Source organism: Bacillus sp. 7_6_55CFAA_CT2 (assembly GCF_000238655.1).
Classification (GTDB): Bacteria; Bacillota; Bacilli; order Bacillales; family Bacillaceae_G; genus Bacillus_A; species Bacillus_A cereus.
Map to the genome: position 1 here is coordinate 1 of NZ_JH414708.1, position 16,445 is coordinate 16,445.

Genomic DNA, 16,445 nt, shown 5'->3' on the forward strand with positions numbered 1-16,445 from the left:
ACCCCCGCCCTCGGCACCATATGCGCCCGTAGCTCAATTGGATAGAGCGTTTGACTACGGATCAAGAGGTTAGGGGTTCGACTCCTCTCGGGCGCGCTTTTATTAACGGGAAGTGGCTCAGCTTGGTAGAGCACCTGGTTTGGGACCAGGGGGTCGCAGGTTCAAATCCTGTCTTCCCGATATTCCAAAAAACATGGGGCCTTAGCTCAGCTGGGAGAGCGCCTGCCTTGCACGCAGGAGGTCAGCGGTTCGATCCCGCTAGGCTCCACTTATATTAATATCATTTATGGCGGTGTAGCTCAGCTGGCTAGAGCGTACGGTTCATACCCGTGAGGTCGGGGGTTCGATCCCCTCCGCCGCTACCATAAAGGACCTTTAGCTCAGCTGGTTAGAGCAGACGGCTCATAACCGTCCGGTCGTAGGTTCGAGTCCTACAAGGTCCACCATTAGACGTATATATCTCGGAGGTATACCCAAGTTCGGCTGAAGGGATCGGTCTTGAAAACCGACAGGCGGCGAGAGTCGCGCGGGGGTTCGAATCCCTCTACCTCCTCCATTTTTTCTAAAGTGAATATTTTATCATCGCGGGGTGGAGCAGCACGGTAGCTCGTCGGGCTCATAACCCGAAGGTCGCAGGTTCAAATCCTGTCCCCGCAACCAAATGGTCCCGTGGTGTAGTGGTTAACATGCCTGCCTGTCACGCAGGAGATCGCCGGTTCGACCCCGGTCGGGACCGCCATTTTTTACATAAAGGCTCGGTAGCTCAGTCGGTAGAGCAGAGGACTGAAAATCCTCGTGTCGGCGGTTCGATTCCGTCCCGAGCCACCATTTTGAAATCACGAGCCGACTTAGCTCAATTGGTAGAGCAACTGACTTGTAATCAGTAGGTTGGGGGTTCAAGTCCTCTAGTCGGCACCACTTTCAAAATGAGCCATTAGCTCAGTTGGTAGAGCATCTGACTTTTAATCAGAGGGTCGAAGGTTCGAGTCCTTCATGGCTCACCATTTACAATTTAATGCGGGTGTAGTTTAGTGGTAAAACAAGAGCCTTCCAAGCTCTGGTCGAGAGTTCGATTCTCTTCACCCGCTTTTCAATTATGGGCCTATAGCTCAGCTGGTTAGAGCGCACGCCTGATAAGCGTGAGGTCGATGGTTCGAGTCCATTTAGGCCCACCATAATTGTTCCGCAGTAGCTCAGTGGTAGAGCTATCGGCTGTTAACCGATCGGTCGTAGGTTCGAGTCCTACCTGCGGAGCCATATTTATAGAGAAGTACCCAAGTGGCTCAAGGGGCTCCCCTGCTAAGGGAGTAGATCGCGAACGCGGTGCGAGGGTTCGAATCCCTTCTTCTCTGCCAGAACTGGCCCGTTGGTCAAGTGGTTAAGACACCGCCCTTTCACGGCGGTAACACGGGTTCGAATCCCGTACGGGTCATACTAAAAGAGATAGCATAATCTGCTATCTCTTTTTTGTTGTATAAAGGTGGACTTTGGATAGTCTGCTTTTTTATGCAATAGAAGAAATATGAAGTATGGGCTGTTGCAGTTGGGTATAGAGAGCCGTAAATACAATCATGTTGTTTATTTACCCCAGCTGTATGGCTGTAGCCTCCTACACTTGGAGAAACCGATGAAAATAAATAATATATAGAAGAAGCTGCTTCTTTCAACAGGTGTGATCTACTGGAGACAGCTTTTTTATGTTGTCAGTATTGTCGAGTTTTGTCGGTAAGTCGATATATTGCAAAAATCGCTGATATAATTTGAGTTACGATCGATAAATTTTAATAATCGCTGATATATTTGGAGTTACGGTCGATATATTCTAAAAATCGCCGATATAATTTCACTTACCGACGAAAAACACAAGAAAATCCCTTTCACAATCTAAAGAAAACGCCTCCATTGAAATGGATTCCACACCTATTCCAATAACTTTACACTCTATGTGAAAAAGTTCACAAATAGGTCATAATTTGTGAAGTAATTCACAATAATACGTGCTACAATATGAATGTAAAGAAGTTAAACAACATTAAATTAGTATTTTAATTAATTACTTAAACAATCATAAAAAAATATATGTGAACAATAGAGAGGGGAAATTACCATGAAAAAAGGTATCAATCGTGTAGTATTAGTAGGAACAGGAGCTGTAGGTTGTAGTTACGCTTACTCAATGATCAACCAAGGTGTAGCTGAAGAATTCGTATTAGTAGATGTTAATGAAGCAAAAGCAGAAGGGGAAGCAATGGACTTAAGCCATGCGGTACCATTCTCTCCATCACCAACAAAAGTTTGGAGCGGTAGCTATGCAGATTGTAAAGATGCAGATTTAGTTGTTATCACTGCTGGGTTACCACAAAAGCCAGGTGAAACTCGTTTAGACTTAGTTGAGAAAAATACAAAGATCTTTAAACAAATCGTTCGCGGCATTATGGATAGCGGATTCGATGGAATCTTCTTAATCGCAACTAATCCAGTTGATATTTTAACTTATGTAACTTGGAAAGAATCTGGTTTACCGAAAGAGCGCGTAATCGGTTCTGGTACTACTTTAGACTCTGCTCGTTTCCGTTACATGTTAGGTGACTACTTAGATGTAGATCCACGTAACGTTCATGCTTACATCGTTGGTGAACACGGTGACACTGAACTTCCAGTATGGAGCCACGCTACTATTGGTGTACAAAAATTAGAAACAATCTTAGCTAACAACGAACAGTACAAACAAGAAGACTTAGACAAAATCTTCGAAAACGTACGTGATGCAGCTTACCATATCATCGAGCGTAAAGGTGCAACTTACTACGGAATCGGTATGTCACTACTTCGTGTAACTAAAGCAATCTTAAACAACGAGAACAGCGTATTAACTGTATCTGCATACCTTGAAGGTCAATACGGCGAGAAAGATGCTTACGTAGGTGTTCCAGCTGTAATTAACCGCGAAGGTGTACGTGAAATCGTAGAACTTGAGCTAAATGAAGAGGAAAAAGTGAAGTTCGCACATTCTGTAAAAGTATTAAAAGAAACAATGGCGCCAGTACTATAATAATTGCTAAATAATTCAGAGGTGGGAAACTGCTTCTTACCTCTGAACTTATATAATTTAATATAAATTCCTTTTCCGGTTTCCCTTGTATATCCCCAATATACCCCTTTTGCTGGATAAGGGTCGTTTATAGAAAAGAGCACTCTATTTTACGTAGAGTGCTCTTTATTATTCCGCTATTTGCCGGGCAGTAAAAACCCACTGATTAAAGTTTCATTTTATTATTTTTTAGGTGTTAATCCTAATTTCTTTAAAATATCTGCCAGTGTACCGCTTTTGGATTTTTCTACAGGTGTTTGTGATTTAGATGCATCTGGACCTTTTTTCAAGAAGTTCCTTTCAACGAAGCGAATATCTTTTTCGTCGACAATACCATCTTTATTAAGGTTTCCGTCTTTTACAGTTACTCCTTTTTTACCATAGTTGCTAGCGATAATTTCAGCATCTTTAATATCGATTACTTTATCAGCATTTACATCGCCGGTAAGGTTTTCGTCAGGTCTTGCATAATAATATTGGCCAAGCAGCTTACCGTCTTTTTCAGTACCAAGTTTCGTTGTTAGGCGGCTTGTTAAATGTCCTGGCACCTCTACATATAAGTTATAGTCGCGTTTATTAACTGGAAGTCCATTTAGTTTGAAGTATCTGTATTTATCTAGTGAGCCTTCAAACTTATGATGGTAAGAATCAGTCGCATATACTTTTACGCCAAGCTTTGTATAATCGAACTTTTCATCTAAATATTCGCGTTCATTTAAGAACGCACCAGGTTTAATATTTCCTTCTACTAGTGAGTTTAAGGACATAACTGAGAATGTTTGATCTTGAAGTACACGCATTCTATTTGGTTCTGATTCACCTTGTTTCCAGTAAACAAAAATTGGTGACTCTAATTGAGCGTTTGCTTCATAAAATTCATCATTTTCTACTTTGAAAGTTACATCAATGAACGGGAAATCACCATCTAATCCAGCAAAGTTTTTGTCATCGATAGCGCCGCCAACTGTAACAGAACCTGCCTCTAATTTCGGTTCATTTACTTTTGCGGTTACTCCTTTTTCGGAAAGTAGCTTTTCAAAAGCAGGATTAAATTTCGCATTTCAATAATATTGTGACAAAAAATATTGAGAAACATTTTTTTATAACAGATTATTTTGTTTTGATTTTGAGTGGAAAATAGCATGAAAAATAGGATAAACATAATAAAATAAAGGTTGAGAAAAAATAATTGGTAAAAATATAGAAGAATAATAAAGCGTTTTCAATTAATATTCGTCAAAATTCGATATTTTACACGGAAATGTGAAGAAAAACTAACATTTTTAAGAAAAAAACGAATGTTTTTTATAAATTAACAAGGATATTGCAGTTTTTCGCAGAAATAGTTAAAGTATAAAAAATTCTGTCATCTAAGTGAGGTGAGCATATTGAGTGTAATAAATTGTGAAGAAGTGAAACGAGATGAGTTTCATACAGAAAAGTACTATGAAAGTTATAACATCTTTGGCGCACATGTTGTGACGGAAGATGAGATTCAAGGGGTACGATTTACAGTCTGGGCTCCTCATGCGAAAGCAATGAGTGTTGTTGGAGATTTTAATGAGTGGGATTATGAGCAACATAAGATGCTACAAGTGACAGAAGAAGGGATTTGGTCCTTATTTATACCGCACATTGAAGAAGGAGAAATATATAAATATGCGATTGAAACGTTGGCTGGTGACGTCATTTTAAAGGCAGATCCGTATGCTATATATGCAGAAGTAAGACCGAATACGGCATCTGTAGTTTTTGATATAAAAGGATATGAATGGAATGATAAAAACTGGAATCGTAAGAAAAAGAAAAAACCGATTTATAAAGAAGCGATGACAGTTTATGAATTACATTTTGGTTCTTGGAAAAAGAAAGAAGATGGAACACTATATTCTTACAGGGAAATGGCAGCAGAACTCATTCCGTATGTGGTGGAACATCAATTTACACATATTGAAATTATGCCGCTTGTTGAGCATCCATATGATCGTTCTTGGGGATATCAAGGAACGGGATATTATGCAGCGACGAGTAGATTTGGTACACCGCATGATTTAATGTATTTTGTCGACGAATGTCATAAATATGGAATCGGTGTCATTTTAGATTGGGTACCGGGGCATTTTTGTAAAGATGCTCACGGTTTATATTTGTTTGATGGCACACCGACCTATGAATATAAAGATAAAGATGTACAAGAAAATCTAGTATGGGGAACTGTCAATTTTGATTTAGGAAAGAGAGAGGTACGTAATTTCTTAATTTCAAATGCGTTATTTTGGATGAGATATTTCCATATTGATGGTTTCAGAGTAGATGCAGTTGCGAACATGTTGTACTGGAATAAAGAAGGACAAGAGCAAAGTAATGAGTACGCTGTGTCATTTTTACGGGAGTTAAATGAAGCGGTATTTGCAGAGGATGAAGATTTTCTTATGACGGCAGAGGATTCAACAGCTTGGCCACTTGTAACAGCACCAACGTATGAAGGTGGGCTTGGATTCAATTACAAATGGAATATGGGCTGGATGAATGACGTGCTGAAATATATGGAGTGTGCGCCAGAGTACAGAAAATATATTCATGAGAAAATGACGTTCTCTTTACTATATGCTTACTCTGAAAACTTCATATTACCCCTTTCTCATGATGAAGTCGTTCATGGGAAAAAGTCGTTATTAAATAAAATGCCAGGTGATTACTGGGATAAGTTTGCTCAGCTTCGTTTATTATATGGATATTTCTTTACTCATCCAGGAAAGAAATTACTTTTCATGGGAGGAGAATTCGGGCAGTTTGATGAGTGGAAAGACCTTGAAGATTTAGATTGGAATTTACATGATTTTGAAATGCATCGTTATATGCATGATTACTTTAAAGAGCTCATAGCATTGTATAAGCGCTCAAAACCACTTTGGCAGCTTGATCATTCGCCTGAAGGTTTTCAGTGGATTGATGCTAATAATAACGAGCAAAGTATTTTCTCGTTTATCCGCCAAGGGGATAAACAAGAAGATGCGTTAGTTATCGTATGTAATTTTACGAAAGCTACATATGAAAACTATAAAGTAGGTGTACCAGATTTCGAGTATTATAACGAGATTTTAAACAGTGATGCACAGCAATATGGAGGTTCGGGACAAGTGAATAAGAAACGTCTTAAGACGATTCTAGAACCGTACCATAATCAAGCAGCACATGTAGAGATTACAATTCCACCATTTGGCGTATCCATATTACGACCAGTGAAGACGAGAAAGGGGAGCAAAAAACAAGATGGCTCAAAAACAAAAGTGCGTAGCAATGTTACTAGCAGGGGGAAAAGGTAGTCGTTTAAGTGCATTAACAAAGAATTTAGCCAAGCCAGCTGTTCCATTTGGTGGTAAATATCGCATTATTGATTTTACGCTAAGTAACTGTGCGAATTCTGGTATTGAAACGGTTGGGATTTTAACGCAATATCAACCACTCGAACTTCATAATTATATCGGAATCGGAAATGCGTGGGATTTAGACCGAGTAAACGGTGGGGTCACAGTCTTACCTCCTTATGCGGAGTCTTCAGGGGTTAAGTGGTATACAGGTACGGCAAGTGCCATTTATCAAAACTTAAACTATTTAAGTCAGTATGAACCGGAGTATGTTCTCATTTTATCAGGCGACCATATTTATAAAATGGATTACAGTAAGATGCTAGATTACCATATTGAGAAAGAATCGGACGTATCCATTTCTGTTATTGAAGTACCTTGGGATGAAGCGAGTCGCTTTGGCATTATGAATACAAATGAAGAAATGGAGATTGTTGAGTTTGAAGAGAAACCGCAATTTCCAAGAAGTAATCTTGCATCAATGGGAATCTATATTTTTAATTGGTCAATTTTGAAAGAGTATTTAGAGATGGATGCAAGAAATCCTGAATCTAGTAACGATTTCGGAAAAGACGTACTTCCGCTTTTATTGGATGAAGGGAAGAAGCTAATGGCGTATCCGTTTGAAGGATATTGGAAAGATGTTGGAACGGTGAAGAGCTTATGGGAAGCGAATATGGATTTGCTTCGCGATGAAACATCACTGAATTTAAACGATCGTAATTGGCGTATTTACTCTGTCAATCCAAACGAACCGCCTCAATATATTGCTGAAAAGGCGAAAGTAGAAGAATCGCTTATTAACGAAGGGTGCGTCATTGAAGGGGACGTGAAGCATTCTGTGTTATTCCAAGGAGTGACGGTGGAAGAAGGAAGTATGGTGATTGATTCTGTCGTTATGCCAGGGGCTAAGATTGGTAAAAATGTTGTGATTGAAAGAGCGATTGTTGGATCAGAAATGGTTATCGAAGATGGAACAATCATTCGTCCAGAAAAGAATGTTGACGATGTAGTATTAATTGCTGAAGGGAAATAGAAAAGGGGGATGAAATGAATGGGAGAAAAAATGTTAGGAATTATTAATGCAACGGGAAGTTTTCCTTCCTTAAAGAAAGTAACAGGGCATCGTTCACTAGCGGCGTTACCGTTTGGGGGCCGTTATCGACTCATTGATTTCATGCTTTCAAATATGGTGAATTCTAGTATTCATAGTGTGGCAGTTTTTACAAGCCATAAAAATCGTTCGTTAATGGACCATGTTGGTTCAGGAAAACAGTGGGATTTAGATAGAAAACGAGACGGACTATTTTTATTCCCGCCAAACTGCCAATGTGACCAAGATGAATTTGGGTCTTTTGCACACTTTAGAAGACATATTGATTATTTTCTAAGAAGCAGAGAAGAGTACGTTGTTATTACGAATAGCCATCTCGTAACAGCATTAAATTTTCAAGCGGTGTTAGAGCGACATATACATACGGCAGCTGATATTACGGAAGTTTGCCATGAAGGGGTTTCGCTTCAAACATATGTGTTAAAGAAACAATTATTGTTAGACTTATTTGAGTCATATAAAGATGTGGAACAATACAGTTTATTTGATGTAGTGAGAGAAAAGCGCGGGAAATCATTACACATTGCTACATATGAACATACTGGATATGTAGCAATTATTGACTCGATTGAAAGTTACTATAAACATAGCTTAGAAATTTTGCAACCTGCTATTTGGAAGCAATTATTTAAGAAAGAAGCACCGATCTTTACGAAAGTAAAAGATGAGCCACCAACTCGTTATCTAAAGGGTGCAGTTGTGAAAAATACAATGATTGCAAACGGTAGTATTATTGAAGGGGAAGTCGAAAACAGTGTTGTTTCCCGTTCAGTTAAAATTGGAAAAGGTTCAATTATTCGTAACAGTATTATTATGCAAAAGAGCCAAATTGGAGATAACTGTATAATAGATGGTGTTATTATTGATAAAGACGTGAAAATTGGTGACGGTGTCGTATTAAAAGGAAACGCCGATGGGCCGTATGTTGTAGAAAAAGGAAGCGTACAAAACAGTACGATTAATAGTTATTCTTAAAAGAATCAGTGGGGGTCTTCCTCCACTGATTAAAGTTTTAATTCAAATGAAAACTCGAAGGGAGGAAGCTGCAAGGGAAGTAATAAAAACTTTTCGCGCAGTGGGACAACAAGTGAATATTTTATTTGCAGTATCAGAATGTGTACCGTTTGTGAAATCGGGAGGATTAGCTGATGTAGCGGGTGCGCTCCCAAAAGAGCTGAAAAAATTAGGAGTGGACGTTCGTATTATACTTCCAAATTATAGCCTCATTCCGCAAAAGTTAAGAGATGGATGTACGTTACATAAAGTAATTAACGTCCCGCTTGGGTGGAGAAATCAATATTGTGGAATTTTAAAAGGTGAGCAAGACGGAATTACGTATTACTTAATAGATAATGAATATTATTTTAAGAGAGATTCTCTGTATGGTCATTATGATGACGGAGAGCGTTTTTCTTATTTCTCAAAAGCGGTGTTAGAGTGTATTTCGCACCTTGATTTTGAAGTAGATGTTCTTCATAGCCACGATTGGCATACGGCTATGGTTAATTTCTTACTTCGTGAAAAGTATCAAGATAACCCGTTATATGAGCGTATTAAAACGGTATATACAATTCACAACTTGCAGTTCCAAGGAGTATTTCCTCCTGAAGTGATGTACGACTTGTTAGAGCTTGGTGATGAATATTTTCATAGTGAGCAGCTAGAGTTTTATGGAAACGTAAACTTTATGAAAGGCGGTATTATCGCTTCGGATCAAATTACAGCAGTTAGCCCGACATATAAAGAAGAAATTCAATATGAGTTTTTCGGTGAGAAGTTAGATGGATTACTGCGAAAATATAATGATAAGCTAAGCGGCATCGTAAATGGTATTGATACGAGCGTATATAATCCAGAAACGGATTCGTATATTACTGCTCAGTACGATGCAGATTCATTATATGAAAAGAGTGAAAATAAACGCGCCTTGCAGCGTTATTTTGGTTTGCCAGAAAAAGAGGATACACCAATTATTTCAATGGTAACGAGATTAACGAAGCAAAAGGGGCTTGATTTAGTACGTACTGTATTCCGTGAAATAATGGAGGAAGATGTACAATGTATTATTTTAGGATCAGGTGATTTGGAATATGAGCAATTCTTTGAGTGGATGGCATACGAGTATCCTGAGAAGGTAAAAGTGTACATCGGATTTAATGAAGAATTAGCTCACCAAGTATATGCGGGAAGTGATTTATTTTTAATGCCATCACTGTTTGAACCGTGTGGACTTGGACAACTTATCGCATTAGCTTACGGTACGATTCCAATTGTAAGAGAAACAGGCGGATTAAACGATACGGTACAATCTTATGATGAAGAAACTGGAGAAGGAAATGGTTTCAGTTTCACGAACTTTAATGCACATGACATGTTGCACACAGTTCTTCGTGCAATTGAATTTTATTACGATAAACCGGTATGGGAGCAGCTTGTAAAGCAAGCGATGACGGAAGATTATAGCTGGGAGAAGTCAGCTCTTGCTTATAAGAAATTGTATAAAAGTCTCATGGAATAACATGTAGGTGGTGAAGGAATGTTTACTCATGTTGAAAGTTTTAAATCAGCTTTTCTAGAAAAGTTAGAGACGATGTATGGTAAAAGTTTCAAAGACTCTACAACACGTGATCAATACAATACGCTTGGGTACATGGTGCGTGAATATATGAATAGTCAATGGATTGCAACGAACGAGAGTTATCGATCCGGAGAGCAAAAGCAAATGTATTACTTGTCTATTGAGTTTTTGCTTGGACGTTTGCTTGGAAGTAACATCTTGAATTTAGGTATTCGAGATGTATGCGAGCAGGGGTTATCTGAACTAGGGATTTCGTTACAAGAGTTAGAAGAAGTGGAAGCAGATGCAGGCCTTGGTAATGGTGGGCTTGGACGCTTAGCAGCCTGTTTTCTCGATTCACTTGCATCTTTAAACTTGCCAGGACACGGCTGTGGAATTCGTTATAAACATGGTTTGTTTGATCAGAAAATTGTTGATGGTTATCAAGTTGAATTTCCAGAACAGTGGCTTCTTCATGAAAACGTATGGGAAGTAAGAAGGCATGATCAAGCTGTAGAAGTAAGTTATTTCGGCAGTGTTGAACCGCTAGAAATTGACGGGCGTTTAGAGTTTAGGCATACAAATGCAGAAGTCATTATGGCCGTGCCATATGATGTGCCGGTAGTTGGCTATGAGACGAGTACTGTAAATACACTTAGACTTTGGAATGCTGAACCAGTTCCTTTCCCGCAAAACTGCAAAGATATTTTGAAATATAAGCGTGAAACAGAGGCTGTATCGGAGTTTTTATATCCAGATGATACGCATGATGAGGGGAAAATACTTCGTTTGAAACAACAGTATTTCCTTGTATCAGCAAGTTTGCAAAATATCGTTCGTATGCATAGAGAAAGATATGGTGATCTTCGTCAATTACATGAGAAAATTGCGATTCATATTAATGATACACATCCAGTTTTGGCGATTCCAGAATTGATGCGTATTTTATTAGATGAAGAAAAACTAGCATGGGAAGAAGCTTGGCACATAACGACGCAAACGATTTCTTATACAAATCATACGACGTTATCAGAAGCGCTTGAGAAGTGGCCAATTCACATTTTTAAACCGTTATTACCGAGAATTTATATGATTATTGAAGAGATTAATGAACGTTTCTGTCATGAGCTTTGGGAACGTTATTCGTATGAATGGCATCGTATTGAAGATATGGCGATTATTGCACATGATCTTGTGAAAATGGCTCATTTGGCAATTGTCGGTAGCCATAGCGTAAACGGTGTAGCAAAAATTCATACGGAAATTTTAAAGCAACGTGAAATGCGATTGTTTTATGAGTTTTATCCAGATAAGTTTAATAATAAAACGAATGGGATCGCTCATAGACGCTGGTTAATGAAGGCGAATCCACAGCTGACAAACCTTATTTCAGAGGCGATTGGAACAGAGTGGAAGAAAGAACCGATTAAGCTTCAAGAGCTACAATTAGTTCAATACGATGCGAGTTTCCAAGAGAAATTTGCAGAGGTAAAACAAGAGCGTAAAGAAATTTTAGCGGCGCGCATTCATAATAAAATGGGGATTACAATTGATCCTAATTCTATTTTTGATGTGCAAGTAAAAAGACTGCATGCTTACAAACGACAATTACTAAACGTTCTTCATATTTTATATTTGTATAACCGTCTGAAAGAGGATGCTAGTTTTACATTTTATCCGCGTACTTTTATTTTTGGAGCGAAAGCATCACCTGGCTATTATTACGCGAAAAAAATTATTAAATTAATAAATGAACTCGCAAGAAAAGTGAATAATGATCCGTACGTAAGCCAATATATGAAAGTTATCTTTCTAGAAAACTATCGAGTTTCTGTAGCGGAAGATATATTCCCAGCGGCCGATGTAAGTGAACAAATTTCAACTGCGAGTAAAGAAGCATCGGGAACAGGGAATATGAAATTTATGATGAATGGTGCGATTACACTCGGAACGCTAGACGGAGCGAATATTGAAATAAAAGACAGGGTCGGTGATGATAACTGTTTCATTTTCGGTTTAACAGCCGAAGAGGTTCTTCATTACTATCAAAATGGTGGATATCGTGCAAGTGATTATTATCACCACAATGGGCACATTAAAAAGGTAGTAGATCAGTTAACGAATGGTTTCTTTGCACAGTCGGGAGCCGAATTTGAAGCAATTTACGATTCTCTCGTTATTCAAAATGATGAATATTTTGTTCTGCGAGATTTTGGTCCATATGCTGAAAGACAAGAAGCTGTCGGTAGGGCTTATGAGAACCGAACGAAGTGGCTAGAAATGTCGATTTTAAATATTGCACAGTCTGGTCATTTTGCGAGCGATCGAACGATTTTGCAGTACAGTAATGAAATTTGGGGTATTGGTAATGCTGTTAAACAGTTTTAAAGAGGTTGCTATATTGGGAGATATATTATCAATTTACCAACAGAAATGGATATTAATAAATAAAACGAGCTTAATAAAATTAAGCTCGTTTTATTTATTTTGCTTAAGAAAGAAATGGAACAGTGGTATATATGATACCTGCCCCATCATACTCTCCTGTCGCAAAGTATGAAAATGTAAAGAAACCTGTAACCGTAAAAATTACAATAAGGAAAAATGCGAAGATAAATTTTAACATGTAAGGTCCCCTCATCCAAAAATAACTTCATAGATTATTATAGTATACGAATATTTTATTTCCAATTGTTTACTGGTTAAAAATGAGAAGTCAGACATGTTTTGTATGTTGTAATGGAATGATTATTTGTAATGGATTTTGTGTTTTTTGTAAATGTCATGTTGTGATGGACGTGTGCATACTCCCAGTCATGATCATTAAAATTTATGTTTCGGGGAGGGAGGAGTGGGACGACATCGAATAAGTTGACGAAACGAAAGCTACTAGCTACTTGTAGTTTATAATAATTTCGAAAAGCGATATCTCCTACTTTTGGAGAAGCGAATGTATAAAGTCCATACTGTGCGAAGGCAGTATTTATACGTGCATCTAATATGTGTAATGTGGCAAGCGCGCCACCTAGACTATGCCCAGTAGCTAGCAGTTTTTTATGTGCTGGCAATGATACGAGCATATCCATAATAGAATCACGACAAGACTCATAAATAGAGAGAAAACCGTTATGGACATTTCCGCCATTTAAAGCATAAGGATAAGGTTTTTGATTGACGAGAGAATCAATAATCCAATCTGGATCTGTTTGAGTGCCTCTGAAGGCAACGATAATTGTATCCTCAGATTCTAATATAAATCCGAACCATTCTGTTGTTTGAATGGCCTTTCCTTGAAACCCTTGTACATATTGAAAACCATCTGGTATTTCGAAAATACCATTTTGTTTATATTGTTCATACGTTAACTCACAACAAGAAGCTAACAGTATGGCAGTTTCTTTATCAAAGGATAAAGGAGTACGCATTAAGGTAGCCCTCCTTAAGAAAAGGTATAGTTTAATATATGCGGTGAGGAACTTGATTCATTCTTTTGGAGGTGGGGAATAGCTTGTATCGCTTACCTAAATCAGTGGAGGAAATTATAATGTAAAAATAAAACAGTGCCTGATAAGGACACTGTTTACTCTTTTTCATCTCAAGGAATCGACTTTTTTAGTTATTCTTAATGAACTGACGCATGCGTTAGTTGCATAAGTAAGAGGTTTGAAAAAATAGCCTGTATATATTTGAATGATGAATAACTTACCTATTTTCTTGTGTTTGTTTGCGTTACATACAGAAAAAATTCGGAAAATAAAACATATTATTTATCTGTTTGTTTTTGCTTCTTTTTCAAATACTCCGTACGCAATTTTTCAAGTTGCTGCTTTTTATCAAATTTGGCAGGCTTCTGTTTTTCATGGAACTTTGCCACAGCTACCTGACTTTTGGAATCCAATTGATATTTTCCCACTTTGTTCACCTACTTTTCTTGTCTCTAAAGAGAATCTACTCAACAAATATAATATACCTTATTTTCCTTAAGTAAACCTTATTACTTTATTTTAACTGCTTTTTCTCGTTTGTAGACGTAAATTAAAACACCCTTTCACTTTATTACTGCAAGCAAGGGTGTTTTAATTTTATTATTTTATTAGTTGATGGCCGTGCCCACATAAGGGCACAGTTTACTCTTTCCCATCTAATAAACGACCAAGGCCACCTAATACACTACCTTCGCCAGTACTTTGCGCTGCTGGGCTTGTAAGGCGTGCTGCTAATCGGCTAAGTGTTAAGGACTGAATCCAAACTGTTCCAGGTCCTTCTAACGTTGCGAAGAATAAACCTTCGCCGCCAAATAGAGCTGTTTTTACTTTTCCAACGAACTCGACATCATAGTTAATGTCTTTTGTCATAGCAACAAGACAACCTGTATCAATGCGAAGTTTCTCACCAGGTTTTAATTCACGTTTATATACAGTTCCACCTGCGTGCATGAAAGCAAGACCGTCACCTTCAAGTTTCTGCATGATGAAACCTTCACCACCGAAGAAACCAGTTCCTATTTTTTTCGTAAATTCAATTCCGATAGAAACACCTTTTGCGGCACAAAGAAAGGCATCTTTTTGACAAACTACTTTTCCTTGATATTCTGTTAAATCTACAGGAATAATTTTACCAGGATAAGGAGCAGCAAATGAGACGTGGCGTTTGCCGTGACCTGTATTTGTAAATACAGTCATAAACATACTTTCGCCTGTAACGAGACGCTTACCAGCGCCCATTAATTTTCCGAATAAACCTCCAGATGGGCCAGAACCATCACCGAAGATTGTTTCCATTTCTATGTAATCTTCCATCATCATCATTGCGCCAGCTTCTGCGATCACGCTTTCTTCTGGATCTAACTCAATTTCAACAAACTGCATATCATCGCCATATAACTTATACTCAATTTCATGTGCTCTCATTTTTTTCACCTCGTATGTAATAGATACTTATATTGTACAGAATTTAATAGGATTAGAATACTTTAGTTTTGTTAATTTTCAAATAAAGTGGAACAAACCAAAACTGATTATCAGCTCCCGCCAATCAAGCTGTCCGCAAATACCGGGCTAAAATATGAATATGGAAATTCAACATTATATTAAAATTATAAAAAAATGGTGGAATGAAAGTGTTCTCATTTGACGTTTTGGATATAGCGTGATATAGTGAAATCACTATTGAGCTACATAATGTGGTACGGAAATAAAGCACGTTGAATTAAAGGCTGTAAGCTTGTTATACATTCATGTCCTTTATATCCACCTTTTCATGTGGATTCATAGTTTCATTTTTATTTAGGAGGTACATGACATGCAAACAGGTAAAGTTAAATGGTTCAACAGCGAAAAAGGTTTCGGTTTCATCGAAGTTGAAGGTGGAGACGATGTATTCGTTCACTTCTCAGCTATCCAAGGTGACGGATTCAAAACTTTAGAAGAAGGTCAAGAAGTTTCTTTCGAAATCGTTGAAGGTAACCGTGGACCACAAGCTGCTAACGTTACAAAAAACTAATTAGCTAGCGATAAAAAGCATTCCGATTTTCGGAATGCTTTTTTTATTCTTTGGAACTCGACTCATTTGAAGATAATTCGCCCTTAAAGGTACGCTCTTCAAAGTCATCAAGCATTTGTTCATATTCTTCATGTTCTTCTGTAGCGAAAACTTGCGGATTTTTTCCATACATATCTGTACCAATAAAGTTTTCGAAATCTTCTACGTAGCCTACGTTTTCTTCACTATTTACGTACATGCCATTATAGTTTTTCGAATCTCGTCTTTCTAAATCAGACGGTGTTTCAGACGTTCCATAATTGGCAACATCTTGCCACGCATCTTCTGCATCGTACTCAACAGAGCGATCCTCATCGTGTTTATGGAAAGAGGGAGACAATACTTCTTCTTCAACTGGTCGTGTATTCATATTTAGCTTATTTGTCGCGTGCTGGATGCATGTTGTAGCAGTCGGCATTGCTTCTAATCTTTCAAATGGAATTTCTTCGCCAGACACTTCGCAAATGCCGTACGTACCCGCTTCTATTTTTTGCAAGGCATGTTTCGTATCCTCTAGCTGTTTATGCCAAAGTTCAATAAGCCCGAAGTCTTTTTCACGTTCATATAGCTCTGTTGCCATATCAGCTGGATGGTTATCATAGCTAGATAATTCTCCAACAGACTCACGTTCAGATGCACGATCTTCATTTTCGTGTGTTTGTATCGTTTGCTCTAGTTCGTGTTTTTGTTTTTCTAAAACGGATTTAAATTGATTTATTTGTTGTGGAGTTAACATAGTCGTCCACCTTCCTACAATTCAGTTTCTTTACATAG

Annotated in this window: 12 protein-coding genes, 16 tRNA genes and 1 pseudogene; 24 read left to right on the plus strand and 5 right to left on the minus strand. The window is 38.0% G+C overall.

What is annotated here, in order from left to right; genetic code table 11:
- Nucleotides 1-22: 22 nt before the first annotated feature.
- The 17 genes from HMPREF1014_RS00005 (at nucleotide 23) to HMPREF1014_RS00085 (ending at nucleotide 3,052) form a co-directional block, all read left to right on the plus strand.
- Nucleotides 23-96, plus strand: a tRNA-Arg gene (locus HMPREF1014_RS00005).
- Between the two features lie 10 nt (nucleotides 97-106).
- Nucleotides 107-180 (plus strand) — tRNA-Pro (locus tag HMPREF1014_RS00010).
- A gap of 15 nt (nucleotides 181-195) precedes the next feature.
- Nucleotides 196-268 (plus strand) — tRNA-Ala (locus tag HMPREF1014_RS00015).
- A gap of 20 nt (nucleotides 269-288) precedes the next feature.
- Nucleotides 289-365, plus strand: a tRNA-Met gene (locus HMPREF1014_RS00020).
- A gap of 4 nt (nucleotides 366-369) precedes the next feature.
- Nucleotides 370-446 (plus strand) — tRNA-Ile (locus HMPREF1014_RS00025).
- A 17-nt stretch (nucleotides 447-463) separates the two neighbouring features.
- Nucleotides 464-556: transfer RNA gene (locus HMPREF1014_RS00030), tRNA-Ser, on the plus strand.
- A gap of 27 nt (nucleotides 557-583) precedes the next feature.
- Nucleotides 584-660: transfer RNA gene (locus HMPREF1014_RS00035), tRNA-Met, on the plus strand.
- A gap of 3 nt (nucleotides 661-663) precedes the next feature.
- Nucleotides 664-739, plus strand: a tRNA-Asp gene (locus tag HMPREF1014_RS00040).
- A 13-nt stretch (nucleotides 740-752) separates the two neighbouring features.
- Nucleotides 753-828: transfer RNA gene (locus HMPREF1014_RS00045), tRNA-Phe, on the plus strand.
- A 14-nt stretch (nucleotides 829-842) separates the two neighbouring features.
- Nucleotides 843-918, plus strand: a tRNA-Thr gene (locus HMPREF1014_RS00050).
- 10 nt (nucleotides 919-928) lie between these two features.
- Nucleotides 929-1,004: transfer RNA gene (locus tag HMPREF1014_RS00055), tRNA-Lys, on the plus strand.
- A 13-nt stretch (nucleotides 1,005-1,017) separates the two neighbouring features.
- Nucleotides 1,018-1,088, plus strand: a tRNA-Gly gene (locus HMPREF1014_RS00060).
- Nucleotides 1,089-1,098: 10 nt separating this feature from the next.
- Nucleotides 1,099-1,175: transfer RNA gene (locus HMPREF1014_RS00065), tRNA-Ile, on the plus strand.
- Between the two features lie 7 nt (nucleotides 1,176-1,182).
- Nucleotides 1,183-1,257 (plus strand) — tRNA-Asn (locus HMPREF1014_RS00070).
- Between the two features lie 7 nt (nucleotides 1,258-1,264).
- Nucleotides 1,265-1,355 (plus strand) — tRNA-Ser (locus HMPREF1014_RS00075).
- 5 nt (nucleotides 1,356-1,360) lie between these two features.
- A tRNA-Glu gene (locus tag HMPREF1014_RS00080) sits at nucleotides 1,361-1,432 on the plus strand.
- A gap of 675 nt (nucleotides 1,433-2,107) precedes the next feature.
- Nucleotides 2,108-3,052, plus strand: a complete 945-nt coding sequence (locus tag HMPREF1014_RS00085; RefSeq protein WP_000715340.1) for an L-lactate dehydrogenase — start codon at nucleotides 2,108-2,110, stop codon at nucleotides 3,050-3,052.
- Nucleotides 3,053-3,273: 221 nt separating this feature from the next.
- Here the strand turns inward: HMPREF1014_RS00085 and HMPREF1014_RS31150 are convergent.
- Nucleotides 3,274-4,152, minus strand: a pseudogene (locus tag HMPREF1014_RS31150) (S8 family serine peptidase); the annotation flags it as partial.
- A 327-nt stretch (nucleotides 4,153-4,479) separates the two neighbouring features.
- On the opposite strand from HMPREF1014_RS31150, the gene glgB reads away from it, so the two are divergent.
- The 5 genes from glgB to glgP all read left to right on the plus strand — a co-directional run bounded on the left by glgB (nucleotide 4,480) and on the right by glgP (nucleotide 12,518).
- Nucleotides 4,480-6,417 (plus strand): 1,4-alpha-glucan branching protein GlgB, encoded by a 1,938-nt coding sequence (glgB, locus tag HMPREF1014_RS00100; protein WP_000111394.1) that lies wholly within the window; start codon nucleotides 4,480-4,482, stop codon nucleotides 6,415-6,417.
- Nucleotides 6,365-7,495 carry a glucose-1-phosphate adenylyltransferase gene (glgC, locus tag HMPREF1014_RS00105; RefSeq protein ID WP_000057604.1) on the plus strand — a complete coding sequence of 377 codons (1,131 nt, stop codon included), beginning with the start codon at nucleotides 6,365-6,367 and terminating at the stop codon, nucleotides 7,493-7,495. Before glgB ends, glgC begins: the two co-directional genes overlap by 53 nt.
- 18 nt (nucleotides 7,496-7,513) lie before the next feature.
- The gene (gene glgD / locus HMPREF1014_RS00110) at nucleotides 7,514-8,548 is read left to right on the plus strand and encodes a glucose-1-phosphate adenylyltransferase subunit GlgD (protein WP_000504164.1); all 1,035 of its coding nucleotides are present in this window, start codon (nucleotides 7,514-7,516) and stop codon (nucleotides 8,546-8,548) included.
- Between the two features lie 112 nt (nucleotides 8,549-8,660).
- Nucleotides 8,661-10,091: a glycogen synthase GlgA gene (glgA, locus tag HMPREF1014_RS00115; protein WP_029960689.1), complete on the plus strand. Its 1,431-nt coding sequence runs from the start codon at nucleotides 8,661-8,663 to the stop codon at nucleotides 10,089-10,091.
- Between the two features lie 18 nt (nucleotides 10,092-10,109).
- Nucleotides 10,110-12,518 (plus strand): glycogen phosphorylase, encoded by a 2,409-nt coding sequence (glgP, locus tag HMPREF1014_RS00120; RefSeq protein ID WP_000494068.1) that lies wholly within the window; start codon nucleotides 10,110-10,112, stop codon nucleotides 12,516-12,518.
- Between the two features lie 103 nt (nucleotides 12,519-12,621).
- On the opposite strand, the gene HMPREF1014_RS31945 is transcribed toward glgP, so the two are convergent.
- Nucleotides 12,622-12,756, minus strand: coding sequence for a hypothetical protein (locus tag HMPREF1014_RS31945; RefSeq protein WP_000911065.1), 135 nt, complete (start codon nucleotides 12,754-12,756; stop codon nucleotides 12,622-12,624).
- A gap of 76 nt (nucleotides 12,757-12,832) precedes the next feature.
- Nucleotides 12,833-13,555, minus strand: coding sequence for a lipase family protein (locus tag HMPREF1014_RS00130; protein WP_001260134.1), 723 nt, complete (start codon nucleotides 13,553-13,555; stop codon nucleotides 12,833-12,835).
- Nucleotides 13,556-13,823: 268 nt separating this feature from the next.
- Between HMPREF1014_RS00130 and HMPREF1014_RS31835 the strand changes: the two genes are divergently transcribed.
- Nucleotides 13,824-14,114 carry a hypothetical protein gene (locus HMPREF1014_RS31835; protein WP_189644835.1) on the plus strand — a complete coding sequence of 97 codons (291 nt, stop codon included), beginning with the start codon at nucleotides 13,824-13,826 and terminating at the stop codon, nucleotides 14,112-14,114.
- 143 nt (nucleotides 14,115-14,257) lie between these two features.
- Here HMPREF1014_RS31835 and HMPREF1014_RS00140 read toward each other — a convergent pair whose 3' ends face one another.
- On the minus strand, nucleotides 14,258-15,040 hold the full coding sequence (locus HMPREF1014_RS00140) for a TIGR00266 family protein (protein WP_001201257.1): 783 nt from the start codon (nucleotides 15,038-15,040) through the stop codon (nucleotides 14,258-14,260).
- 391 nt (nucleotides 15,041-15,431) lie between these two features.
- Here HMPREF1014_RS00140 and cspD point away from each other — a divergent pair, with 391 nt between their 5' ends.
- A complete protein-coding gene (gene cspD / locus HMPREF1014_RS00145) occupies nucleotides 15,432-15,632 on the plus strand; it encodes a cold-shock protein CspD (RefSeq protein ID WP_001193054.1) in 201 nt (66 codons plus the stop codon).
- A gap of 43 nt (nucleotides 15,633-15,675) precedes the next feature.
- Here cspD and HMPREF1014_RS00150 read toward each other — a convergent pair whose 3' ends face one another.
- Nucleotides 15,676-16,407: a yteA family sporulation protein gene (locus tag HMPREF1014_RS00150; protein WP_000957366.1), complete on the minus strand. Its 732-nt coding sequence runs from the start codon at nucleotides 16,405-16,407 to the stop codon at nucleotides 15,676-15,678.
- Nucleotides 16,408-16,445: the final 38 nt, after the last annotated feature.